Consider the following 23869-nt stretch of genomic DNA (forward strand, 5'->3'; position numbering starts at 1 on the left):
ATGAAGGAAAATATCAACAGTGGTCTCAACCACTTCACGAATCTATCAGGAGACTATGGCGCAAAAGCACTAGCTCCAATTAAAGACCACTTCCCTGACTTGGCTGAATTTATTATGGGGAATGCCTATGGCGATATTTTTCAACGTAATACTATAGCCCCTGACTGGAAGGAAATCGCAGTCATTTCATCTTTAATTTCAATGGGTCAATTCGAACAGTTGGGCGTTCATTATGTCATGGCCCTTCGTGTTGGAGTTACCGTAGAACAGCTTAAAGGTATTCTATTACACTTAGTACCCGTTATAGGGGCACCTAGAATCATCACAGCTTTTAATATCCTGCTTGCAACCATAGAAGAAATCCAATAACCCAACAGTTCGACAACAATATACAAAATTCGACTTTATTATTGCATATACTTGAAAAATATGCCTATAATAGAGTCGGAATATCCCATTACTTGCTGTATAGTGTCGAATTTTGACTTTTATAAAACAGCTAAATGGATATACATGGCTGGATATTGCAGTCGAACTGTTTTGGACAAATTCAATCTATGGGAGAGATTTAGGCATGGGAAGTTTCGTTTTGAAGACAGACACTACAAACAAGGTTATTAACATTGAGTTAGATGGAACATTTTCTGAAGAAGATGGTCTAAAATCTATTCAAGCTTATCAACAAACTATCAATCCAATTACTCCAGCTGACTATGAACTAAAAATCGACTGCAGAAAGCTAAATGTAACTGCACCAGATGTTGTACCTCTTTTAGAAAGCTGCTTTGTAATGTTTAAGAATGATGGATTTGTAAAAGTAAATCTAACGCTTGAAAATAACCCGATCCTCAAAATGCAGCTTTCCCGTCTTGGCCGTAAAGCTGGACTCGATAACATCGAGATCATTTCTGCGGTTACAGTCTAGATCTTTTAGTCTTAATATGTAGGCCACATTTTACTGCTTTCCTGGAGGCGTATTATGACCGGAATTCGTATTAAAGGCATTGATATCTATCATCCCAGCAATATAGTTGGTAACGACTTTTTCATTAAGCATTTTGACGAAAAAGGCATTGATATTCGAGGTCTATTATCCGCATTAGGTCGTATTACACGGTATAGTATTAAGGATGCGGATGAGAATTCCCTTACGATGGCTTTTGAGGCTGCCAGGAATGTTCTGGAGAAAAGTAGTCTCACAGGTGCCGATATCGACCTTATTGCCTATGCAAGTCAAACTCCTGAGTATATCTTTCCTACCAACTCATTAATGATTCACCGTTTGATCAAAGGCGCATCCCATACAATCTGCATTGACAGCAATGCTAATTGTGCGGGTATGACGGCTTCTGTGGAACAGGTTAGCCGTCAGATGCAAGCGAATCCTAGGATTAAACGAGCGTTGGTCATCGGCTCCGATTATGTAACCCCTCATGCCGATAAGAATGATCCAGTCTACTACGCTAACTTCGGTGATGCAGCGGCGGCTGTCATTCTTGAACAGGCTGAGGATGTAGTCGGTTTCATTGACTCTATCTACCAAACGGATCCTTGTGTTTGCGATAATTCCAAATTCCCGTGCGCAGGCCTGGCTAAACTGGGTAAGCAAGGTGTAGCGGCTGGAGAGTTTAATGTGAAGTTTATTCCTTTTGATGATTCCATTTGCATAGATGCTGCTTCTGAGTCTATTCGTACTCTACTGTCTAACAACAATATCGCGCCTGAAGCCATTAAAGCAGCCTGCTTCTCACAGTTTTCATTGCCTAATATCTTAGAGATGTGTGAGAAAGTCGGCATTGATCGCAATGTAGCGGTATACATAGGGGATGAATTCGGATATACCTCTACCAGCAGCCCATTTATTGCTCTACATAAAGCTGTAACTACTGGAAAGATCGAACGTGGTGATAAAGTCCTGTTCTGGACAGTGGGCGCCGGTTGGCAAAATGTAGCATTTGTTATTGAATATTAGGAGCTGTATAACAAAAAGCGGCAAGCTAGGGATTCACCTAAGCTTGCCGCTTTTTAATATAAATATGAACGCAACATCAGGACTTACTTGCAAAGGTGAGCCCCTTTTCCGCGAGAGCACTCCGCAGTAGAACGATCGCCTTTGGCCCCAATCCATGTAGCTGCAGAAGCTCTGCCTCCGTAAGCTTGCTGAATTGTTGAAGCTGAACATATCCAGCCCCATGCAGGGCTCGAAGCGCCGGCTTAGATAGTCCGCCCGGCAGATCAGATTCGGTTCCGTTAACCATAGACATATACAGCCCCTTTATCACTGATATCCTTCATGCTTCTCCCAACCCATGGTACGCGCTACAGCGTCCTTCCAGGCGTTGTAACGACCTTCCCGCTCAGTTATACCCATCTCAGGCGAGAAGACCCTCTCAGCCTTGTTGAAGCTCTCTAGCTGGGCACGTGTCCACACTCCGGATGTTAACCCGGCCAGAAGCGCCGCACCCAAAGCTGTTGTCTCCGCATAGGTTGTTCTAGTAACCTCACTGCCCAGGATATCAGACTGGAATTGCATCAGCAAATCGTTACGCACAGCTCCGCCATCCACACGAAGGCCGGTCAATGGCATGCCTGCGTCTTTTTCCATAGCTCCTATTACATCTCTAGATTGAAAGGCTAAGGACTCCAATGTAGCTCGTACCAGATGTCCTGAGGTAGTGCCTCTAGTAAGGCCAAATATGGCTCCACGGGCATACATATCCCAATAGGGTGCCCCCAGTCCGGTAAACGCAGGCACAACGATAACCCCTTCACTGTCCTCTACTTCCCGTGCTTTATCTTCTGAGCCTGCTGGATCCTCTATAAGACCAAGCCCCTCCTGCAGCCACTGAACGGCCGCTCCGGCCACGAACACACTGCCCTCGAGAGCATAATAGAGTTCATCTCCCATACCCCAAGCTACAGTGGTCAACAAGCCATGGCTGGAGGCTACAGCTTCTGTGCCTGTGTTCATTAGAATAAAGCAGCCTGTACCATAGGTGTTTTTGGCACTGCCGGGTTCTAGACAAGTATGTCCAAACAATGCGGCCTGTTGATCTCCAAGTACAGAGCGAATTGGAATGTCCGCCCCGAACCACTGTTTGTCTGCTACTCCAAATTCGCCACCAGACATTCTTACTTCTGGCAGAATGGCACGCGGAATACGAAGCTCTTCCATTAGCTCTTCATCCCAGCACCGTTCATGAAGATTAAACAGCATCGTACGTGAGGCATTGGTAACATCAGTGACATGTACGGCTCCGCAAGTAAGTCTCCAAATTAACCAGCTGTCGATCGTCCCTGCTAGAAGTTCCCCACGATTCGCCCGTTCTCGGGCGCCATCCACATGATCCAGTATCCAGGAGATTTTGGTAGCTGAGAAATAAGCATCTACAACAAGGCCCGTCTTGCTCGCTATAACTTGCTCCAGCCCTTTACTTTTAAGTTCTTCACATTGCTCTGCAGTACGCCTGTCCTGCCACACAATCGCAGGGTATATCGGTTTGCCCGTTATTTTATCCCAGATTAAAGCTGTTTCTCTCTGATTGGTTATTCCGATGGCAGAGATCTCCTCAACTGCTATGCCACCCCGCGCAATCGCATCTCTTGCCGCTGCGAGCTGTGACGCCCAGATTTGCTCAGGGTCATGCTCTACCCAGCCTGGATGGGGGAAGGATTGTTTAACTTCATATTGACCTTGTGAGACCCATTTAGCCTCCGTATCGAACAATATGGCTCGTGAGCTGGTAGTACCTTGGTCTAAAGATAAAATCATTCTATGCCCTCCCAAGCAAAACCTACAAGATATGTTCCACGATGAACAAGATTAATGTGTTTGTTTCAACAAAAAGCACCTCTGCTGTCAGAGGCGCTATCACACATTGTGTTTGGAATTACTGTTTTTCGACAGGAAGTCTTAGCGTAAAGGTTGTACTTTCGCCTAGTTTGCTTGAAGCTGAGATGGTCCCGTGATGCGACTCTACAATATTTTTAACAATCGCAAGCCCAAGTCCCGTTCCACCTGATTCTCCCCGTACACGCGCCTTATCAGCTTTGTAGAAGCGGTCAAATATATACGGCAGATCCTCTGGTGGAATTCCAACCCCTTCATCCTGAATTTTAATCTCAAGATAACGACGGCCTTCTAATACACAAGTTCCTGTATGAACCGTGATTTTTTTGCCACCCTGTGTGTGGCGAAAAGCATTATCAAGTAAATTGGTTAAGACTTGTTCCAGCTTATCCTCATCCGCTGCCTTTAGAACCGCAATATCACTCTCTTGCTGTAAGTGAAGATGGATATCGCGCTCTTTCGCACGTACAGAAAATTTACGGTAGACTCGTTCCAGCAGTTCATTCATGTCCACCTGAGCTTTCATCATATCCGTATGTCCGGCTTCCATTCGGGCAAGATCAAGCAAATCCTTAACCAGACGCCCCATACGCAGTGATTCGTCATGAATGACCTGGATCAGCTCACTGCTTTCTTCGGGGGATGAAGCCATCCCGTCCAATAAAGCCTCACTGTACCCTTGCATCATCGACAATGGAGTACGGATTTCATGGGAGACATTAGCTACGAAGTCTCTGCGCATCTTTTCCAGACGCACCTCTTCCGTCACATCCCGCAGTACAGCAACTACTCCCCGAATGCTGCCTTCAGAATATAACGGTGCCATATGAACAGACCAGACGCCCTGCCGTACATGTACATTGGAGCGGTCATCGCCACCTTGCTTCAAGGTGCTTAAAAATAAAGGACGCAGGGGAGGTGGAACACTACTCTCAGCCGTTTCGGGATGAAGCTCAGCATCACTCGCATGTTCCCACTGCAAATCGCTCCAGCTCTCTAGCAGAGCTTGGCCGTGCGGATTGGTCAAAATAATCTGCCCTTCAATGTCAAAGGTGATCACAGCATCGCTCATACTGCGCAGTACGCTAGACAGATGCCCCTTCTCATGATGCAGACTGCGGATATTCTCTTCAAGCTCCTCAGCCATATGGTTAAAGGAAGTCGCCAACTGGCCAATTTCATCACTTGTGACAAGCGTAAGCCTTGTTCCGTATTCACCCCGTCGAATGTTATTCGCAGCTTCAATGACACGCTGCATCGGCTGAGTGATTTTGGTAAACAAAAACAACGCAAAAAATGTCGTCAAAGAAAATCCGATCATACAAGTATACATAAATAAACGTTTGATATCTCCGGAATTGGCAAAGTTACTGTCTATGTAGGGAAGCAAAAATAACCCCAAGGTAATAAGCACGACAGCGACCAGGCAGATGATCGTAACCCACAGTTTGCCGACAAGACTTCTCCAGAAGTTCACTTATTTAGGTACCTCTAGTTTGTAACCTACGCCCCATACGGTCGTAATCATCGCTGCAGATTCCGGTGATACTTTATTCAGTTTTTCACGAAGACGTTTTACGTGAGTATCTACAGTACGCAAATCTCCGAAAAATTCATAATTCCAGACATCCTTAAGCAGTTCTTCACGAGAAAATACTTTATCAGGCGAAATAGCCAAATAATGCAGAAGTTCATATTCTTTAGGTGTCAAACTTACTTCTTCACCACCAGCAGTCACACGGTGAGCATCATGTTCAATAATAAGATGAGTAAATACAATGTTATTGCTGGAATTGCTCTCCTTGGACAAGAAAGCAGTCGCCGAAGAACGGCGCATAATAGCCTTCACCCGGTAAATGACTTCACGTGGACTGAAGGGCTTCACAACGTAATCGTCTGCGCCCATCTCAAAGCCTTGAACACGGTTGATCTCTTCCCCTTTAGCTGTAAGCATTAAGACCGGTGTTGACTTCACTCCTCTGAGTCTTGTCAGCACTTCCATCCCATCGATGCCAGGCAGCATAACATCCAGCAAAATCAGACCGTAGTCATTTGCTGTTGCTTTACGAAGAGCGATTTCTCCGTCTTCCGCTTCATCGATTTCATAACCTTCTTTTTCAAGATACATCTTTAGCAGGCGGCGAATGCGTTCCTCATCATCCACTACCAGAATTCTGTTTAAATGATCTGCCATTTCACTACAACCCCTTCATCAATACAGTAGAACGTAACCTTTAAACCATTGTGCAACGTTAACAGGTAAACTATGCTCAGTCCGTCCCCGCGTAAGAATGAAGTCCGGCGATGACTAAATTAACGCCAACCAGAGTAAACATTACGACCAGGAAGCCAAGCACAGCCAGCCAGGCAGATTTTCTTCCTTGCCATCCACGAGCCAAACGTAAATGAAGATAAGCGCTATAGAAGAGCCAAGTGACAAGCGCCCATACTTCCTTAGGATCCCATCCCCAGAATCTTCCCCAAGCGATTTGCGCCCATATCATTGCAAAGATCAAAGCGCCTAATGTGAAAATAGGAAAGCCAATGGCTATCGCCCTATACGTAATCTCATCTAGATCGCCCTCATCAATTCCGTCCATCACTGGGTGTAAAGCAGTGCCCAGCGGTTTACGTACGATCAAGCGAAGAACTCCGTAGAGGATTAATCCGGAAAGGAGTGACCAAATTACAGTATTAAACTTCCGTCCAGCATTTACACCATTCATCCAAGATGGTGCCTCAAAGAGTGGTTCTTTTATGCCAAGAAACGACTGGAAGCTCTCAATTTCGCTATTGTGAGGTGCCACAATCGGCGGCATTCGATAACTCACTTTCTCTATTGTACTATTTTCCTGCCCGGGGCTGTCAATCGTAACGTTCGGACGGACAAAAACAGTTTCATAGCCTGCTCCGCGGAATGCAAAAACAGAACCCAGAAACCCAATTATAACAATGATTGAAAAGAGAGTAAATTCGACCAGCCTCTGTTGCTTGCGATCCGCCTTCTCTTTACTGGAAAAATTGACTGTTCGCAGCAGATACATCAGTCCCGCCGCAAACCCTACTGCGAAGAAGGATTCACCTAGTGCAGCCAGTGTTACGTGGATCTTTAAGTAGTTCGATTGAAGAGATGGAATCAGCGGCTGTACTTCCTGTGGAAATACTGCGGCATAAGCCATCACAATAATACTGATTGGAACTGCAAAAAGACCCAAGATTACCTTACGATAAATAGCGTACATCACAGTAAAGGCAACCATCACCATCATCGATAAAAAAGTCATGAACTCATACATGTTGCTGACCGGAATATGCCCTGAGCCCGCCCAGCGTGTAAAGAAATAAATAAGATGAAAGATAAGACCTATTGAAGAGAAAATAAAAGCAATTTTGCCCCAACGCGCTGTATGTTCCTCCGGCTTGCGGCCTGACCACTTGCGACCCATGATGGCGATAGTGAATAACATAAACGAACCGCTGTATAATAAAAATGCGGCAATAAAGACAGCGCTGCTGATGTCGAGCAAGCTCATGAAAGGCCTCCTCCATTATCTAATGATTTTTCATCGACTACCAGATCTACTTTTTCTAAAATAGAAACGATCTCACGGCGGAACCCGAACCAGTTCTTGTTCGTATGTCCTCCGAGGATAAGCTCCCCGTTAGCAACGGTAAGCCAGATACGTCTATGCTGCCAGTAGAAGCCAAGCACTAAACCCAGCATCACGATTGCTGCACCTAGCCATACAAACGGCATTGCACGATCAATACGTATATTCAAGTAAGTAGTCGATTCCGAAAAATCAACGTCGCTCATGTTGTCCACTTCAAGCTCAAGAAATCTATTGCTCCCGCCAAGCTTATCGTTAATGGCAGCCTGTTGAAACTGCGCCTTATCCACCTGTTTAGGAAAATAGAAATACTGCTGCCCTTCCGCCGGGAGATCCGGACCTTGTATCAGGAACAAAAAAGCAGGTGCATTCGGATAAGGTGATTTGGAAATCGGCTGACCATCCTCATTTAGACCAAAATCCATATACTTTTCTTTCAAAGTTAAAGTATAAGGACCCGCCTGAATTGCCCGCTGAGGGTTCTTCATGTCCAGCTTAAATTTGCCGTACGCCTCGCCAGTGGTGGAATTCTTAAGCTCAGGCTGTACCGAACGCAGCACAGGGGTCAGATCATAATCAAACTGATACGCTTTCAATCCTTTATAATCCAAAGGTGAATTTACTTGGATATCATGTTTCGTCACCTCGGATAGCTGCGGTTCCTTCGAAGGGTCTCCACAATCCGCGGTGCATTCATAAAGCACAGCTTGGGTCTGGAATAGCTTTGGAAGTATTTTTTTGCCGCGAAATTCCTCAGGCATCTCTTCCTCCGTATAAAACTCCACGGTAAATTTCTCATTTTTCAAATAATAGGTGGTGTCCGGAATCTGTGTGATCTCCCCTTGCGGGAAAGCAAGATGCTGATCCATGTTCAGTCCCGGCAATCCTCTTGCTAATACAGCAAGTAAAAAAATAATTAAGCCAATATGTATTACATAAGGTCCCCAGCGGCTGAAGCGATGTTTCTCTGCCAGCAGAGCCCCTCCATCCGTCTTCACGCGATAGCCCTTTTTACGCATAGGCTGAATTACCCGGGCTACCCAAGCTTCTGGTTCCTCTTGTACTTCAGTCACTAACACAGCTTTTTGCCGAGTTAAGAACTGACGATGTTTCCGAATCTTCTGTCTGGTTAAGGCCTTATAGAGCGGAAGTACTCGATCCAAGCTACAGATCACAAGTGAAGCGCCGATCATTACGAGTAGAGTTACAAACCACCAGGATTCGTATGTATGTGAAAGTCCAAGTTTGTGATAAATATATCCGGCTGTTCCGTACTCTTGCTTGTAATAAACTGAGGCATCAATATTAAGAAAAGTACTCTCCTGCGGGAAAATCGTCCCCAGCATAGAGCCTATAAGTGTCAACACGATCAGGTAGATCGCTATTTTGACGGAAGAGAAAAAGTTCCACACCCGATCAATAATCCCCGGGTTAACGCGCTGAGATCGGCGAGCTACGCCATCGTAACGCATTTCCAAATTCTCGCCCCAGTCTGATTCCTTCCCCAACGGCTTCCCGCATGCTTCGCATAAAACAGTACCTACAGGGTTCTGGTGACCACATTCACATTTGGTATTGGTTATAAATGCCTCACGTTCACTCATCAATCCACCAGCTTCCCAATTTGATCATCAAGTGAATTCAAATCAAGCTGGCCGATATGAATGTTGTCAATTTTACCCTTGGAATTAATGAATAAGGTAGTTGGCAGCGGAGAAATACCATAACTTCGTACAGCATCACGTCCAGTGTCCATCAAAATCGGAAAATCGATGTTTACCTGCTTCACAAAATTCTCGACAGTCATCCGGTCTTCGCCCACATTAATGCCTAAGACCACTACGTCTTTGTCCTTCCATTTCTCCCATTGCGCTTGGAGAGCCGGCATTTCTTTGACACAAGGTGCACACCAAGAGCCCCAGAAATTAAGCACAATAGTCTTGCCCTTATATTCGTCTAGGGTATGAGCCAGACCGTCAAGCCCAAGCAAATCAAAGGAAGGTGCTTTGCTCCCTTCCTCTGGTTTGCCGCTTCCCCCAAATACAGAGGAACCGATGGCATAACCGCCCACTATAACAATTAGAAACAGAATCACGATTTGAATTGGTTTTCTTGCTTTACCCACACGTAAAGCCCCCTTCTGTGACGCAACTCATACTTATGTTGTAAGGTGTGAACATCCTATGAACATTATAGCGAATTTCGTCACAGCTTTAGGGGGTTTAATTGTGAATATTCTGTGTCTTTATGACTCTTTACGTGGAGTTCTTTCTTTAAGCAATCCTGCTTTGGCAATTTGCTGCAGATGGTTAATTTCATCCTTGGTCAAATGACGGTAAGAGCCACGTTTGAGATTTTGCAGCATAATATCCCCGAATGAAATCCGTTTCAGACGGAGTACGGGGTGTGAAATCGCATCAAACATGCGTCGTACCTGACGGTTACGTCCCTCGTGAATCGTGATGCTGATAACCGCTTCCTTATTTGCCTCATCAATATCCTTGTACTCTACTTCCGCAGGCGCTGTCATGCCATCTTCCAGCTTGATGCCAGCTTTCAGCTTGTCCAATGCAGTGCCATGCGGTATACCCTTGACCGTAGCATGATACGTCTTAGGTACATGATGCTTCGGATGAGTCAGCAAGTTAGCAAAGTCCCCATCATTCGTCAGCAGCAGCAAACCTTCCGTATCGTAATCGAGTCGGCCTACAGGGTAAACCCGTTCAGTAATTCCTTTTAGGTAGTCAGTTACAACCTTACGACCCTTTGGATCGGAAGCGCTTGTGATTACTCCCTTAGGTTTGTTGAACATAATATAGATTTTGTTCTCGCCCCGGATCAGTCTACCGGAAACTTTAATAATATCTGTTGCGGGGTCCACCTTCGTGCCAAGCGTAGTTACGAGTTCCCCGTTGACTTCCACTTTACCGGCCAAAATCATTTCTTCACACTTACGTCTGGACGCCACACCGGCCTGCGCCAAAATTTTCTGTAATCTTTCCATATTCGACTAGTCACCTCAGATCAATGATAACCATCAGAGGGATAAATCACAAGTTCATTCCAAGGAAAAAATGCTCCTGGGCAGGAATTATTGTGGGGTTCGATGATTAAAGGGGAGATTTGGTAGCGTTCTACTAATTCTAAAACGAGTTTAGCCGTTGCAAAAAGCTGCTCCTGCCTTCCGGATATTGGAGGATCGCCCACTTCCTTACCAAAATCACCTTCCAAACAAATATGAATATACTCCGGATCTGTCAGTAGCGGTGCTGCATAAATCGCGCCATCCACTCCTACCCAGAAGTCAAAACCTTTACCGTTAATGGATGTGCAGCTAGAATGATGCAGAATAAAGCCTTTATAGTTCATTGCAGAATGCCCCCCTCCACATTGCTGCAATAGCATATGTTCAGGGGGGCAATGGGGTGACTATCCAAATAATAGCAAACACACAGCGATCGCGGCGACAAAGCCGACAACATCGGAGAACAGGCCAACCTTAAGCGCATAACGGCCATTCCGTACGCCTACAGCCCCAAAGTAAACGGTCAAAACATAAAGCGTAGTATCTGTGCTCCCCTGTATGGTGGAAGCAATCATACCAATTAAAGAATCCGGACCATGCACACGGATTAGATCCGTAGTGTAAGCAAGCGACCCAGTCCCCGTAAGCGGCCGCAAAAGACCAAGCGGCAATACTTCTGCCGGAACACCAAGCCCCCGCAGGGCTGGGGATATGAAGCCCATAAAAAAGTCCAGCGCACCGGAAGCGCGAAAAACGCTGATCGCAACCAGCATCCCCACAAGATGGGGAATAATCGCAATGGCCGTGCCAAACCCATCTTTCGCACCTTCAACAAAGGATTCGTAGACTGGCACTTTGCGCGTAAAAGCATAGAGCGGGATGAACGTGATCATGACCGGAATCGCCCATGCCGATATGAGACTGATAAACTGGTACAAATCACGTTCACCCTTTCAATGAGGAATTAGGGAGTGTTGTCTTCGCCAAAGGAGGAACCCCGGACTTTGCTGAAGGGGGCTTCGGCGGTTTGCGCAATAAAGTCAACCTTCGGAAAAACCGGTCTGCCGCAATCGCTGCAAGTGTAGCCACGGCCGTTGCTGCAAGTGTTGTACCAACTATGCCTGCGGGATCGGCTGAACCATAGTTTAACCGGATGGCAATCAGTGTGGCCGGGATAAGCGTAATGCTTGCTGTGTTAAGCGCTAGAAGAGTACACATGGCTGGTGTCGCGGTCTCTTTATCAGGGTTGAGCTTTTGCAGCTCCTGCATCGCCTTGATGCCCATTGGCGTTGCGGCATTGCCTAGTCCGAGCAGATTAGCACTCATATTGGAGAGAATATATCCTATGGCAGGATGCCCTTTCGGCACATCAGGGAATAAAAAAGCTACGACAGGGCCAAGCACCTTGGCAATCTTTTTAAGCAAACCTGCATCTTCTGCTATCTTCATAATCCCAAGCCAGAACACAAGCACACTGATTAAGCCAAAACTTACCGTTACCCCACTCTTGGCTCCGTCGAATACGGCGGCTGTAAACTCATCCATTCTGCCGTTAACGGCGGCGAACAGAAAACCGATGATGATCATTCCTAGCCAAATCCCGTTAATCATGGATACGCCTCCTTCTTCATTCATCAGCCCATTTTCTTATTTCGAACTCGCTCCCATTTCAAATAGAGCCTTCAGTGCACTGCCCAGCGCCTGGAACCAATTATTTGCCGGGTAAGCCTGTGCTAGTGTTGGACTGTACTTTTTCATATAAGCAGATTGCTCAGGAGGCAGGTTCTCAGGAGTATACACCGGCACGCGACCTATTTCTTTTCCGCCCAGCTCCAGCACAAGCGCTCCTTGCAGTCCAAAATTCGCTCGTGTAGCTTCGGCTGAAGCACTTTCCTTCTGATTTAAAACAAGTTTCGTGATCACTCTATTTTGTTCACCTTGTCCAAGTGGATAAGCAAAGGTTTTGGAGGTTACAAAGTTATAGCCCGTCACGGCATCACCACGTTCGATCAGTGTTTTGAGCGGATAGTGATTAAACCCGAAGTTTAGCAGGGAAGCATGATCATTCCAGTCATCGCCATCATTTATAGTAACTGCGACAAGCTGCTGGCCGTTTCTGGTGGCAGAGCTGACAAGGCAGCGCAGTGCTTTTTTGGTATAACCTGTCTTTACACCGTCCGCTCCCTCGTATAAATACAGCATCTTATTTTTGTTTCTCCATTTGTAATCCCATTTCTCATTTGGATTGTCTGCAGTTTTCTCCTGCGTCTTCACAATTTCTTTAAATACAGGATTATGAAGAGCATAAGCGGTCAGAACAGCCAAGTCGTTAGCACTAGAATAATGCCCTTCAGCGTCAAGACCATGGGGATTAGCAAAATGAGTATGGGTTAGCCCTAGCTCCTCAGCCTTAGCGTTCATAAGGTATACAAAACCTTCCTCAGAACCACCGATATGCTCAGCGATCGCCGTTGCTGCATCATTCCCTGAGCGCAGCATCAGGCCATACAGCATATTTTCCAGCGTCATCTCTTCTCCCTGCTGCAAGTAAATAGAAGAGCCTTCTTTCGCATAGGCATTTTTTCCTACTTTGACTTTAGAGGCTAAATCACCATTCTCAATGGCGACGAGGGCGGTCATAATTTTGGTCAAGCTGGCAATAAGCATAGGCTCATCCCCACGGCTGCTGTACAAAATACGCCCAGATTCCACATCAATCAGTGCCGCTGCTCTTGCATGTGTAGAGATAGAGCTGTTCTCGGCCTGAATTGAAGATAGCGGCGCCAGAAGCAGCAGCGAAAGGCACAATATTAAGGCGAATGGCCATTTACGGGTTATTGTCTTCATGTTCATCCTCCGGCTTCTTATCGGATCTTAAGTAAAAGTGTTTATGTTGTACAAGTGTATGCGGACCAGCCTTAGGGTATGTCCACTCCTTGGGATGTTCCACACAAAATATCCCCACAACGTGAGGCTTTGCTTCGATACATTCTCAGGAAATTTGGGGATCAAAATATACTTTCTGACACGTCAAAAAAGGGACACCGCCTGTGTATGGCGATATCCCCGAGGCTATTTGTAGAATTATGTGTACCTAATGAGTTGAAGATTGAGATGTACTTGGATCGGTTTTAACAGGTGCTGCTGCCGGTGTGGCAGGTGTTGGCGGCGTTTGAGCTGCAGCATTGCCGGTTTGGAACATCGTTTGAATTTTGTCGATGAGCCCTGGTGTTGCATCGATGATTTTTTCGAATAGGTGCGTTTGATTGTCCAGAGGGACAATATTCACTCCATCCTTACCTACCACTAAAAAAGCGATCGGTCGAATGGAGACGCCTCCCCCGCTACCTCCACCAAATGGAAGCATTTTGACTCCACCTTGGGAGCTTGAACCACTTATAGAATCTTCTACTCGATAATCACTACCACCAGCAGCAAATCCAAAGGCAACTTTACTGATAGGCAGGATGATGCTGCCGTCAGGGGTTTGTACTGGATCTCCGACAATGGTATTCACATCTACCATGCCCTTGATATTTTCCATCGCTGTTTGCATTAGGCCTTGAATAGGATGGTCGCTCATATTGTTTCCTCCTTTAATTGAGTACGATTTCTCTTTCTTCTACAGCGTATATCATCCCCACATCCGCCCATTTGTATGTAACTTTCATTTTAAACTTTCCCGTGTGGCTCCTGACGCATCTGTTTCAGCAGATTTCTCCAATGGCCGATCCCGCCTTTTTCACGCAAGACACGCCGAGATAGCCGTATTAAGGCATACAAAGTATAGCCGACTGAGATTTTCCCCTTACAGACAAACTCCATTGCAAAACAAAGCTCATCTTCAAAAACAGGCTTAACAAAAATTCGAGGGTGCTGCTGCAATTTCACCCACTGCGAAATAAAACCAACAATACTCCACTTCAGGCCCCAAACCGCTCCCGATGCGGTCGCAGTATCTGCTGCATCACCAAGAGAGAAATCGGTGGACCAATCGAGCTTTGATATTTTGACATGAGCTACAGTCTCTTTTAACCATTCCTTCAAGCCGCGTGTAGATTTCACAGCTTGGTTAACATTGGCGCGCCAGTGCATTACTCTTTCTTTATCAAATATCTCTTCTTTTACGGTATCTACACCTGTCGTCGCAGTCCCTGTCTCTTTAAACTTTCCCCACACACCCTGCTCCAATCCCTTAAAGACCAATTGGGGAAGTTCATAGTGAAGCTTTATCAAACCAAAAAGAGAGGTAACATCTAATTCGAGCAGGTCATTTTTTCCATGTTTATAACACCGTATGCGGAAATCGATAGATGAAGACAGGACCAGGATCAGTGCCAGTACAAGCAAAACAAGGGGAATTGCAAGCCATAACGTCACGTATTTACCTCCAAGAAACCTTAATAATGGGAACCTTTGGTTTAGTATGGCAATTTAAGCTGGAAAAAATTCGGGGTTTGCATAAAAAATATGAGCTTAAATAAAATAGGGACTGTCCCAAACCACATAAATGGTTTAAGGGCAGTCCCTTCAATACAATTATTAGCGTTCTCGTACGAACTAAGGCTGCTCGACATCCTCAAAAGTCATTTGAGTATCCAGCTTATTGAACAAAAGCTGTGTCTCTTCTTCCAAATTATCCGTGGACTCAAAGTTTGTTGGTTCCGGCAGATCCTTTAGACTAGCAAGACCAAAGCTCTCCAAGAAGGATTTAGTCGTCCCGTACAGAATTGGCCGGCCTACCGCTTCCGCACGACCAACCTCATGAATCAAATCCTTGTTATTCAGCGTATGAATTGCGCGTTCTGACTTCACACCCCGGATTTCTTCAATCTCCACCCGCGTAATCGGTTGGCGATAAGCCACGATTGCCAGAGTCTCTAAGGCAGCTTGAGACAAGGTTGATCTGGATGGTGAATAGGCCAGACGCTCAAAATAGTGGGCATGATCAGGCAATGTAGCCAGCCGATAGTTCCCGGCAATTTGCACTACCTGTAAGCCCCGCTCCTGTGCTACATAATCTTCTTTCAGTTCCTCTAAGGCTCCGGCCGCAAGCTCTGGGCGCTGTTCCGTAATTTCAGCCACTTGGCGTACAGAGATTCCTTCATCCCCTGATAGAAACAGCAGACCCTCAATAATCGATTTCAGCGTTTTGTAATCCATTGAAGTGTTCTCCTCCTCTCCACTCCATTACGATGTCATCAAACAATTTCTCTTGGTAGCAAAAAATCGCCTTCATTTTCATCAGTTCCAGAATCGCAAGAAAAGTAACTACGATTTCATGCCGTGCCATTTCATCGTGAAGCAGTGCCGAGAAATGCAGCTTACCGCCTGTTCCTCTGCGCTGCAGCGCATCTGATACATCACGTATACGATCTTTTACCGATATTTCATCCCGGGTGATCCGCTGGTAAGAAGACCTTCTGGCAGCCTTACTTAGCGCTTTACGAAAAGCGGCTATTAAGTCTGAAGTATGTAGTCCTTTTAGCGTTTGATCAATCTCTTCTGGCACGAATGGACCCAAATCCTCAGGCTCCTTCGTAAAAATCAAGCTCCGCTCGCTCTCCATATCCATTAAATGTACAGCAATACTCTTGAACTTACGATACTCAATCAGTCGCTGAACAAGTTCAGCTCGTGGATCAAATTCATCCTCTTCGTAATATTCAAAATCATCGATCTCAATGACCGGTGGTTTGGGCAGCAATAGCTTGCTCTTTATAGATAAAAGGGTAGCGGCCATCACGAGAAATTCACTCGTAATATCCAATTCAAGCTCCTGCATGCTACGCAGGTATTCCATATACTGTTCGGTGATCTCGGCGACCGGAATGTCCTGGATGTCGATTTCCGCCTTATCAATTAAATGCAAGAGCAGATCCAGCGGACCTTCAAACGTCTCCAGCTTGTACAATACAGTCACGAAGCATCCTCCCGCCAAAAAAAGTAAAGTGCAGCGCCCGTCTGGACGCTACACAAGTAGAAAGGGCTCTTATAATCCATGCTTTCTTCTTATACTATAAATAAGCACGAATTCGACTGATTCGTCAATAGCTGACTTACTTAAACAGTTTGTTAAGATTCGCCATTTCAATCGCAGCAGTCGCAGCATCCCAGCCTTTATTGCCTGCTTTGGTTCCTGAACGCTCGATGGCCTGTTCAATATTTTCAGTAGTGACTACGCCAAAAATGGTCGGCACGCCGGTCTTAAGATTGATAGCGGCTACTCCTTTGGCAACTTCATTACATACATAATCATAGTGTGTAGTGGAACCACGGATAACCGTTCCTAAGGTGATTACAGCGTCGTATTTGCCGCTTTCAGCCATTTTTTGCGCGATCAACGGAATTTCAAATACCCCTGGAACCCAAGCAACATCCACTTCATCATCACCAACACCATGGCGTTTAAAGGCATCAAGTGCACCTGACAAAAGCTTGCTGGTAATAAATTCATTAAAACGTCCTACAACAACTCCGTATTTTAACCCCTCAGAAACTAAGTGTCCTTCTAAATATTTCGGCATATCCATCATCTACCCTTCGTTTTTTATAATGTATGTTTAAGCTTTCGAATCCTCATTTTGTTCAATATCGTCAAAAGACAGCATATGTCCAAGCTTCGCTTGCTTCGTGTGGAGATAATTGGTGTTGTCCTTGTTCTCCGGCATTTGTATCGGCACGCGCTCAACGACTTCCAACCCATAACCCTCCAGCCCTTTGATCTTACGCGGGTTGTTCGTGAGCAGACGGATTTGGCGCACACCCAGATCCTTCAGAATCTGTGCTCCAATTCCATAGTCACGCAGATCTGCTGGAAAACCAAGCTTTAGATTCGCATCTACAGTGTCAAGACCTTCCTCTTGCAGCTTGTAAGCCCGAAGCTTATTGATAAGGCCAATGCCTCTGCCTTCTTGGCGCATATAGAGTAACACGCCCCTACCGGCAGTTTCGATCTGCCGCAGTGCAGCTTCAAATTGCGGGCCGCAATCACAGCGATGGGAGTGGAATACATCACCAGTCAGGCATTCGGAATGTACACGTACAAGCACTGGCTCATCGCCGGAAATATCGCCTTTTACCAAAGCTACATGCTCTTTATCATCCACTTCATTTGTATAAGCAATGGTCTGGAAATCTCCAAAATCGGTAGGAAGTCGTACAGACACTTCGCGTGTGACGAGTTGTTCTTTTTCGTTGCGATAATGAATAAGATCCTTGATACTGATCAGCTTAAGATCATGCTTGCGGGCAATTTCGATTAGATCAGGTAAGCGGGCCATTGAGCCATCTTCCTTGATAATCTCGCAAATGACACTGGCTGGATAAGCGCCACACATCCGCGCTAGATCAACAGCAGCCTCCGTATGTCCGGAGCGGCGCAGAACGCCACCTTTTTTCGCAATCAGCGGGAACATATGCCCCGGTCTGCGGAAATCAGCAGGTTTCGCTTTTGGATCGATCATGGCTTTAACGGTCAAAGATCTTTCCCCCGCAGAGATCCCAGTGGTTGTATCTTTATGGTCAACAGATACGGTAAAAGCCGTACCGTGATTATCGGTATTGTGGGTTACCATGGCTTGCAGTTCAAGTTCTGCCGCACGCTCCTGGGTAATAGGCATACAAACCAATCCACGTCCCTCAGTAATCATAAAATTGATGACCTCTGGTGTCGCACGTTCAGCAAGGGCTATAAAATCCCCTTCATTCTCACGATCTTCATCATCCACTACAATGATGACTTTACCGCGCATTAAGTCATATATTGCTTCTTCAATCGGATCCAAGACACTTTCCTTTTTCGATTGCTCGCTCATGATCCTATCCTCCTAAAAGCTTTACGAAAGATTATTTCCTTCTTCGTAAGCAAACTCTTTATTTAAACAAACCCGTTCGCCGCCAAAAAATCATGACTAATCCCGGAGCGGCTCTCGCCTTCTTCATCTTGGGCGGCTGAGCCATAATGCAATAAATGATCTACATATTTGCCAAGTACATCACACTCGATATTTACACTATCCCCGGCCCGTTTGTGCGTCAGAACTGTTTCCCCTAACGTATGCGGAATAATGGACACTGCAAGCGATGTGGCTGTAGTCTTCACTACAGTTAAACTAATGCCGTCGATCGTGATCGATCCCTTGGGGATAATATATTTAAATAGTGATTTACGATCCGGTGCAATCTCGAATACAACAGCATTCTGATCACGTTTTACACTCTTAATAATGGCAGTGCCATCAACATGTCCTTGGACAATATGCCCTCCAAAACGCCCGCCGGCTGCCATCGCTCGTTCCAGATTCATCCGGCTGCCGGGCTTCAGCTCCTTCAGATTGCTATTCCGGTAGGTCTGCGGCATTACATCCACTGTAAAGGAATGATCGCCCAAAGTTGTCGCCGTGAGACAAACCCCATTGACGGACACACTGTCACCGATTTTTAGATCATCCATGATGACCGAAGCGGCAATATTCAGCACCATCATTTCCCCACCGGCGGAGACACTGCGCAAAACACCAACCTCTTCAATTAATCCGGTGAACATGATATCCCTCCTAAAAAGCATTACTTCCTCAAATTCACTTCTTGCATAGCTTTTGTTAGCGTACCGGAGTACCGCTGATACATACATTATCTCCTAGCACTTTTACTTCCAATCCTTCAAGTGAGATCGCATCCTTCATCAGCTCTACACCCGGAAATACGAAAGTCCCTTTCGCTTCTGTGCCACCGCCAACAATTTTTGGAGCGAAGAAGAGAATCACACGATCCACTAGCCCGCTCTCCAGCATCGCACCATTCAGCGTCCCCCCGCCTTCCAGTAAAATAGAGCCTATCTCCATTTCGCCAAGGGATATCATGGCCGCCTTCAAATCCACTCTTGGACCTGCTCCGCACACAACGATTTGAACGCCTGCTTCCAGCAGTGCAGCCTTTTTAGCAGGATCTGCAGCATCGGTTGTTACAATAAGTGTAGGCGCTTGACCATCACATACAACTGCCGAATCCAGAGGAATACGTAGCCCGGAATCAATGATGATCCGCGTCGGGTTAATGCCAGGCACTTCTGTTCTTGTTGTCAGAGAGGGATTATCAGCAATCACTGTATTCACACCGACCATGATGCCCTGATGCCGATGCCGCAGCGTATGTACGATCTCCCGCGCTTCCCCATTCGAAATCCATTTACTGTCACCAGATTTGGTAGCTAGATTGCCATCAAGTGTACTTGCACTCTTCAGCGTAACAAAAGGTTGTTTTGTCAAAATATATTTGATAAAACGCTCATTCAATCGAAGCGCGCGATCACGCAACAAACCTACTTCGACCTCAATCCCTTGGTCACGCAGCATTTGGATTCCTCTTCCTGCCACCTGGGGGTTGGGGTCTTCACAAGCAACTACAACCCTAGCTACCCCTTCATCGATCAGCCTTTGGCTGCAAGGTGGAGTTTTTCCATAATGGCTGCACGGTTCTAGTGTGACATATGCCGTACTACCCTGTGCCTGCCCAGCTGCCATATTCAAGGCGTGCACCTCGGCATGCCCCGTACCTCGCTGTAAATGAGTTCCGAGTCCAATCATTGCTCCATTCTTCACCACAACGCAGCCAACAACAGGGTTAATTCCCGTCTGTCCTTGGGCACGTTCGGCCATGTCCAGTGCTAGCGACATATAAAACTCATCATTCATGTTGTCCATCTCTTCCTCCTATCCACTGCTGTCAATTCTTAAGCTAAAAAAAACAGAAAAACCCATCTCATTCTCCAGGAGGAGTTCAAGATGGGTTATGCGAGAGTTCATCGGCAGTCCAAATAAAAGTGTGCTTAAATAGCCGTCAATCGACGGGCATTGTGAAATATCGCACATGATTATATGAAAACACTGCGGTCCGCCAGTCCATTGCAGACAAGCGGTTAACCTCTCCTTCTTCCATCCAGACTATACTGTCGGTCCCGGAATTTCACCAGGTCCACCGTTCGCGTCAACAACGCGAGCCGGGTAGCGGACTGAGCACTGTAGATAAACTGAATAAGTTATTTCTACAACAGCATCACCGCCGGTAGGGAATTACACCCTGCCCTGAAGGATTGATCCTTTATTTAATTGATTAGAACGTGTTATCTTTTGTTACTTTTAGTGATCCCCAATGTATATATCCTATATACACCAAGGGTTTTCGGATAGCTACTTAACTCCTCTGAGTTAAGTTCATTCCTTTAAATTATCCCTTGTTATTCTTCATTTCCTACCGAATTCCCTACCAAACAAGTAAAAAGGAAGGAGTTCCTTATAGGCGTAAGAACTTCAATAAATATCAAAAGGATAATTAAAAATTACCACTACTAATGTAAAAAAGCAAGTGCATTTTCTACACTTGCTTACTTTTTATAATCAATTAAGTTATCTTCCTTCGAGCCAATTTATAAAAACCGCTTTACTCACTTTGATCAATTTTCCTACTCTGACAACATTAAATGGTGGATTATTAAGAAATTCATATGTCTGTTTCCTACCAATACCAAGAATTTTTTTAATATCATCAGGGGTCAGAATCGATGGATAGTCTTTATAACTTCTAATAATTTCTCCATCATATGTATTTTCATTATCAATAACTTCTTTTTCTTTTATCTCCATCAATATTCCTTTCTACTTCCTAACGCACCAATTAAACTATCTGCTGTTCTTGCCTGTATAAGACCTTCTTGAACTAACTGATGTATCGCACTCTCAGCTTTAATAATCATTGTGTAATCGTCCTGTATAACGTCTGTCAGCCTATCCAGAATGGTATTAAGTTCTCGTTCTTCCTGTGTTGTAATATCTCCATAGGATTGAATTTCGCTAAAAATCGCTTCAAATTTTTCATTCGTTAATGTCCCTCTACATAACTCGTTATACCCTTCTAAATTATCGTATAGTACATAACGCCACTCATAAGAAATCGCATCATAGAATAATTCCAATTGACAATGAAATGATGGAGCCACAGGAAAATTAATACCTCTATTCTCATGCAGTTTTGTTACAGCATCATCCTCATTTCCAATTGATACAGTGACCATTGTATAAGGATCATTCATCATTTTTTACCACCTTTATTTTTTTTATCTTGTTCATTTTTTTTGAATCCAGCAACTAAATGGCTACATTATATTGATTTGATATCATTTATATTGATAAAGACTAAATTATATTTATCCTGAGCAGTTAAAAAAGGATGTGCCTCAAAGTAATCGCCAACTATTCTATCTACCGATTCTATTTCTAAATCTTTTAGATAATAAGCAACAAAGTGTTCATTCTTATTGACACTAATTCCTGCAATATGTTTATATTTGTTTTCCATCATTTCTTACCCCCTACTTTTTCTGCTTTTCTGTAACGCTTATCTCATTCAAAACATGATTAAACAAATCATAATCATCCTCTGGATCTAGATCTGCATTATCTTGATTTACTCACATTTGAAATTTAATCAATAAAAATCCAAATGTATTTTTACTCCTTTTAAATTTAGTGTTTTATGTATTCTTAGAATAATCTTCTTTAATCATGGATTTATCACGCAACTCCCAGAAATTATAATAAGGATCAGGAACTAAACTAAGCACACTATCTGCTGGATAATAATGACTCAACTTTATAGTTCTTCAAAACAAATTCAAGTACAATTTCATTAGTGCTAATCTCTGCATATCCGTTTAACGTATTCTCGTTTGGGAAATATGCCCCTTTACCTCCAGTAGAATAAACCAATCGTTTAAACAAGTTATACGTATCATTTAGTTGTAAATTGTTGTCACATATAATTCGTACTATTTCTTTCGATTTAGCTTCAAACATTGGTTCCGAATATAAGTAAGGCAATCCTAAATTTTCTAAATCCCCAGTATCAATCGTCATAATTCCATTTTCAATATTCAAATACTCCTTAATTTCACTATTCATCTTCTTAAATCTTGCTAGTGTATTCGCTGAAATTGACACCGTATAATCGTTCATAATTCTCTCCTTGAATTAAGATTTCTTGAAAAATATTAATAATTTTTTGAATGTTCTAAAGTTCTACATTGTAAAGCAAGAGAGTATTTTGTGTCACAGTGTAAGTAATCATGATACGAAACACTAACCCACTCTTTATTTTTGTATTTATTTATGTTTATTAATTTAAGTTTAAATCTCCCTCACTAGTCACCATCAAATTAGTCTTTTATTAAGAATTCTCAACCGCCAACTTTGGCGTTTCACGGCTAAACTTTCAGCAGTCAGATGACAGTCCAATTCTGGACTGTGAGATTTTCACTCCCCAAGATTGGGGAACCAGATTCCTCTTAAACTAATTTTAATTTTGGTTTATTTAATGTGAGGTCAGTGATGTTCCCAAATTCATCGACAGTACTTGAATACGATTGTAATGGTTTCTCGAAAACATCCTGTTAATATCTACGCCATTCTCTTCAAGGACATCAAAACTTTTTCTCATTAAAAACATAGATACATGTTTGTTATTCAATAAAATACTATCTCCTGCCGCGAAATATAAGAAACTATTTCCATCAATGATATCAGGAATATCTGCAATAGCTTCTTTTGTTCCTTCGTAATTCACTCTACTGTAATCATCCCTCACCTTGTCACGGTTAAATGAAAACAATCCCAGAAAATCACTTTTACTAAGCGGATATGCATCAAAGAAATATGCATACATACCAATCTCAGGATATATTGAGTCTATTTTCTCTTTAATTGTTTCTTCGATTCTAAGCATCTTGTTTTTTTGATCTTCATAATCAACTTTTATATGTCCAGTAACACCGTTCAAATTATCTCTTATGTATGTACAAATACTGCGCGCTTTACTTGACTCTCTTCTAAACAAGCGACTATATGTATTTACTTTCTCAACAATAATGTTCATGTAGATAATCCCACTGGTAACCTTAGCTTTTGGCACATATTTATTCTTATTCTGTAGTTCATTAACATCCTTGAGTGTTTTGATTAATGCTTCCTCTGCTGCATTATACTTCTCGTCCTCTGTCAGTCCAACGAAGGCTTTGATCATTCCTGCAACACACTCATCAAGCTCATTTAACTTTTGGATAATCTCGAAATTCTTATTCATTAATTCTCTCCCTTTTGTTTATTGTACGCTTCCCTTTTAAGGAGAACGTTGACTTCTTCCCTGACTGATGAAAAAATCCACCTTGTGAAAGGCTTAACACTGATGTCCTGTTTTTAGTACCTACCAATTTGGTAATTACTGGCTCACCTTAATATCACCACTTTTCATGCCAAATATAATCGAAATACAACATATAGTATGTTTTTAAACTTTTTTCTTTGAAAACATACTATATTTCTATTGTTTGGA

At 44.1% G+C, this 23869-nt stretch carries 28 protein-coding genes and 1 riboswitch; of the genes, 3 read left to right on the plus strand and 25 right to left on the minus strand.

The window, feature by feature from the left end; genetic code table 11:
* From MHB37_RS21860 to MHB37_RS21870, 3 genes are all read left to right on the plus strand, one after another.
* The gene (locus MHB37_RS21860; RefSeq protein WP_036676184.1) at nt 1-369 is read left to right on the plus strand and encodes a carboxymuconolactone decarboxylase family protein; all 369 of its coding nucleotides are present in this window, start codon (nt 1-3) and stop codon (nt 367-369) included.
* 205 nt (nt 370-574) lie between these two features.
* A complete protein-coding gene (locus MHB37_RS21865; protein WP_076127478.1) occupies nt 575-925 on the plus strand; it encodes a hypothetical protein in 351 nt (116 codons plus the stop codon).
* Between the two features lie 54 nt (nt 926-979).
* The gene (locus tag MHB37_RS21870) at nt 980-1972 is read left to right on the plus strand and encodes a ketoacyl-ACP synthase III (protein ID WP_076184028.1); all 993 of its coding nucleotides are present in this window, start codon (nt 980-982) and stop codon (nt 1970-1972) included.
* A 76-nt stretch (nt 1973-2048) separates the two neighbouring features.
* Here the strand turns inward: MHB37_RS21870 and MHB37_RS21875 are convergent, their stop codons facing one another.
* The 25 genes from MHB37_RS21875 to MHB37_RS21995 form a co-directional block, all read right to left on the minus strand.
* Complete coding sequence (locus MHB37_RS21875) at nt 2049-2264, minus strand: DNA-binding protein (RefSeq protein ID WP_076184031.1); 216 nt, start codon at nt 2262-2264, stop codon at nt 2049-2051.
* A gap of 14 nt (nt 2265-2278) precedes the next feature.
* Nucleotides 2279-3772, minus strand: a complete 1494-nt coding sequence (gene glpK / locus MHB37_RS21880) for a glycerol kinase GlpK (protein ID WP_076184033.1) — start codon at nt 3770-3772, stop codon at nt 2279-2281.
* A 118-nt stretch (nt 3773-3890) separates the two neighbouring features.
* Nucleotides 3891-5327: an ATP-binding protein gene (locus MHB37_RS21885; RefSeq protein ID WP_076127471.1), complete on the minus strand. Its 1437-nt coding sequence runs from the start codon at nt 5325-5327 to the stop codon at nt 3891-3893.
* Nucleotides 5328-6044 carry a response regulator transcription factor gene (locus MHB37_RS21890; protein WP_036676174.1) on the minus strand — a complete coding sequence of 239 codons (717 nt, stop codon included), beginning with the start codon at nt 6042-6044 and terminating at the stop codon, nt 5328-5330.
* A gap of 76 nt (nt 6045-6120) precedes the next feature.
* Entirely contained in the window at nt 6121-7383 is a 1263-nt protein-coding gene (gene ccsA / locus MHB37_RS21895) for a cytochrome c biogenesis protein CcsA (protein WP_036676173.1), read from the minus strand.
* Nucleotides 7380-9065, minus strand: coding sequence for a cytochrome c biogenesis protein ResB (locus MHB37_RS21900; protein ID WP_405168491.1), 1686 nt, complete (start codon nt 9063-9065; stop codon nt 7380-7382). Before MHB37_RS21900 ends, ccsA begins: the two co-directional genes overlap by 4 nt.
* Entirely contained in the window at nt 9065-9586 is a 522-nt protein-coding gene (locus MHB37_RS21905; protein ID WP_038572444.1) for a redoxin domain-containing protein, read from the minus strand. Before MHB37_RS21905 ends, MHB37_RS21900 begins: the two co-directional genes overlap by 1 nt.
* A 120-nt stretch (nt 9587-9706) precedes the next feature.
* Nucleotides 9707-10465 carry a pseudouridine synthase gene (locus MHB37_RS21910; RefSeq protein WP_036676166.1) on the minus strand — a complete coding sequence of 253 codons (759 nt, stop codon included), beginning with the start codon at nt 10463-10465 and terminating at the stop codon, nt 9707-9709.
* Nucleotides 10466-10485: 20 nt separating this feature from the next.
* Complete coding sequence (locus MHB37_RS21915; protein ID WP_038572446.1) at nt 10486-10830, minus strand: N-acetylmuramoyl-L-alanine amidase; 345 nt, start codon at nt 10828-10830, stop codon at nt 10486-10488.
* Nucleotides 10831-10890: 60 nt separating this feature from the next.
* Nucleotides 10891-11424, minus strand: a complete 534-nt coding sequence (locus tag MHB37_RS21920) for a spore maturation protein (protein ID WP_036676158.1) — start codon at nt 11422-11424, stop codon at nt 10891-10893.
* A 7-nt stretch (nt 11425-11431) separates the two neighbouring features.
* Nucleotides 11432-12097 (minus strand): nucleoside recognition domain-containing protein, encoded by a 666-nt coding sequence (locus MHB37_RS21925; protein WP_076127464.1) that lies wholly within the window; start codon nt 12095-12097, stop codon nt 11432-11434.
* Between the two features lie 36 nt (nt 12098-12133).
* Nucleotides 12134-13339: a D-alanyl-D-alanine carboxypeptidase family protein gene (locus MHB37_RS21930; RefSeq protein WP_076192224.1), complete on the minus strand. Its 1206-nt coding sequence runs from the start codon at nt 13337-13339 to the stop codon at nt 12134-12136.
* Nucleotides 13340-13580: 241 nt separating this feature from the next.
* Nucleotides 13581-14069 carry a GerW family sporulation protein gene (gene ytfJ, locus MHB37_RS21935; protein WP_076127461.1) on the minus strand — a complete coding sequence of 163 codons (489 nt, stop codon included), beginning with the start codon at nt 14067-14069 and terminating at the stop codon, nt 13581-13583.
* 89 nt (nt 14070-14158) lie between these two features.
* Nucleotides 14159-14866 (minus strand): DUF2953 domain-containing protein, encoded by a 708-nt coding sequence (locus MHB37_RS21940; RefSeq protein ID WP_405168492.1) that lies wholly within the window; start codon nt 14864-14866, stop codon nt 14159-14161.
* Nucleotides 14867-15046: 180 nt separating this feature from the next.
* Nucleotides 15047-15649, minus strand: a complete 603-nt coding sequence (gene scpB, locus MHB37_RS21945; protein ID WP_076310293.1) for an SMC-Scp complex subunit ScpB — start codon at nt 15647-15649, stop codon at nt 15047-15049.
* Entirely contained in the window at nt 15618-16409 is a 792-nt protein-coding gene (locus MHB37_RS21950) for a ScpA family protein (RefSeq protein ID WP_036676147.1), read from the minus strand. The genes scpB and MHB37_RS21950 overlap by 32 nt, the downstream gene beginning before the upstream one ends.
* Nucleotides 16410-16545: 136 nt before the next feature.
* Nucleotides 16546-17013: a 6,7-dimethyl-8-ribityllumazine synthase gene (ribE, locus tag MHB37_RS21955; protein WP_036676377.1), complete on the minus strand. Its 468-nt coding sequence runs from the start codon at nt 17011-17013 to the stop codon at nt 16546-16548.
* Between the two features lie 36 nt (nt 17014-17049).
* Entirely contained in the window at nt 17050-18303 is a 1254-nt protein-coding gene (locus tag MHB37_RS21960; RefSeq protein ID WP_076127453.1) for a bifunctional 3,4-dihydroxy-2-butanone-4-phosphate synthase/GTP cyclohydrolase II, read from the minus strand.
* Nucleotides 18304-18365: 62 nt separating this feature from the next.
* Entirely contained in the window at nt 18366-19034 is a 669-nt protein-coding gene (ribE, locus tag MHB37_RS21965) for a riboflavin synthase (protein ID WP_076127451.1), read from the minus strand.
* A gap of 55 nt (nt 19035-19089) precedes the next feature.
* Nucleotides 19090-20190 (minus strand): bifunctional diaminohydroxyphosphoribosylaminopyrimidine deaminase/5-amino-6-(5-phosphoribosylamino)uracil reductase RibD, encoded by a 1101-nt coding sequence (ribD, locus tag MHB37_RS21970; RefSeq protein ID WP_076127449.1) that lies wholly within the window; start codon nt 20188-20190, stop codon nt 19090-19092.
* 219 nt (nt 20191-20409) lie between these two features.
* Nucleotides 20410-20583, minus strand: a riboswitch (FMN riboswitch).
* Between the two features lie 309 nt (nt 20584-20892).
* Nucleotides 20893-21129, minus strand: a complete 237-nt coding sequence (locus tag MHB37_RS21975; protein ID WP_405168493.1) for a DNA-binding protein — start codon at nt 21127-21129, stop codon at nt 20893-20895.
* Nucleotides 21129-21578 (minus strand): hypothetical protein, encoded by a 450-nt coding sequence (locus MHB37_RS21980; RefSeq protein WP_405168494.1) that lies wholly within the window; start codon nt 21576-21578, stop codon nt 21129-21131. Before MHB37_RS21980 ends, MHB37_RS21975 begins: the two co-directional genes overlap by 1 nt.
* A gap of 65 nt (nt 21579-21643) precedes the next feature.
* Nucleotides 21644-21844, minus strand: coding sequence for a hypothetical protein (locus MHB37_RS21985; protein ID WP_405168495.1), 201 nt, complete (start codon nt 21842-21844; stop codon nt 21644-21646).
* A gap of 263 nt (nt 21845-22107) precedes the next feature.
* A complete protein-coding gene (locus tag MHB37_RS21990; RefSeq protein ID WP_405168496.1) occupies nt 22108-22497 on the minus strand; it encodes a hypothetical protein in 390 nt (129 codons plus the stop codon).
* Nucleotides 22498-22852: 355 nt separating this feature from the next.
* Nucleotides 22853-23620 (minus strand): hypothetical protein, encoded by a 768-nt coding sequence (locus MHB37_RS21995; RefSeq protein ID WP_405168497.1) that lies wholly within the window; start codon nt 23618-23620, stop codon nt 22853-22855.
* Nucleotides 23621-23869: the final 249 nt, after the last annotated feature.

The sequence above is a fragment of the Paenibacillus sp. FSL H3-0286 genome, assembly GCF_045040705.1.
In the GTDB taxonomy this organism is placed as follows: domain Bacteria; phylum Bacillota; class Bacilli; order Paenibacillales; family Paenibacillaceae; genus Paenibacillus_AQ; species Paenibacillus_AQ odorifer.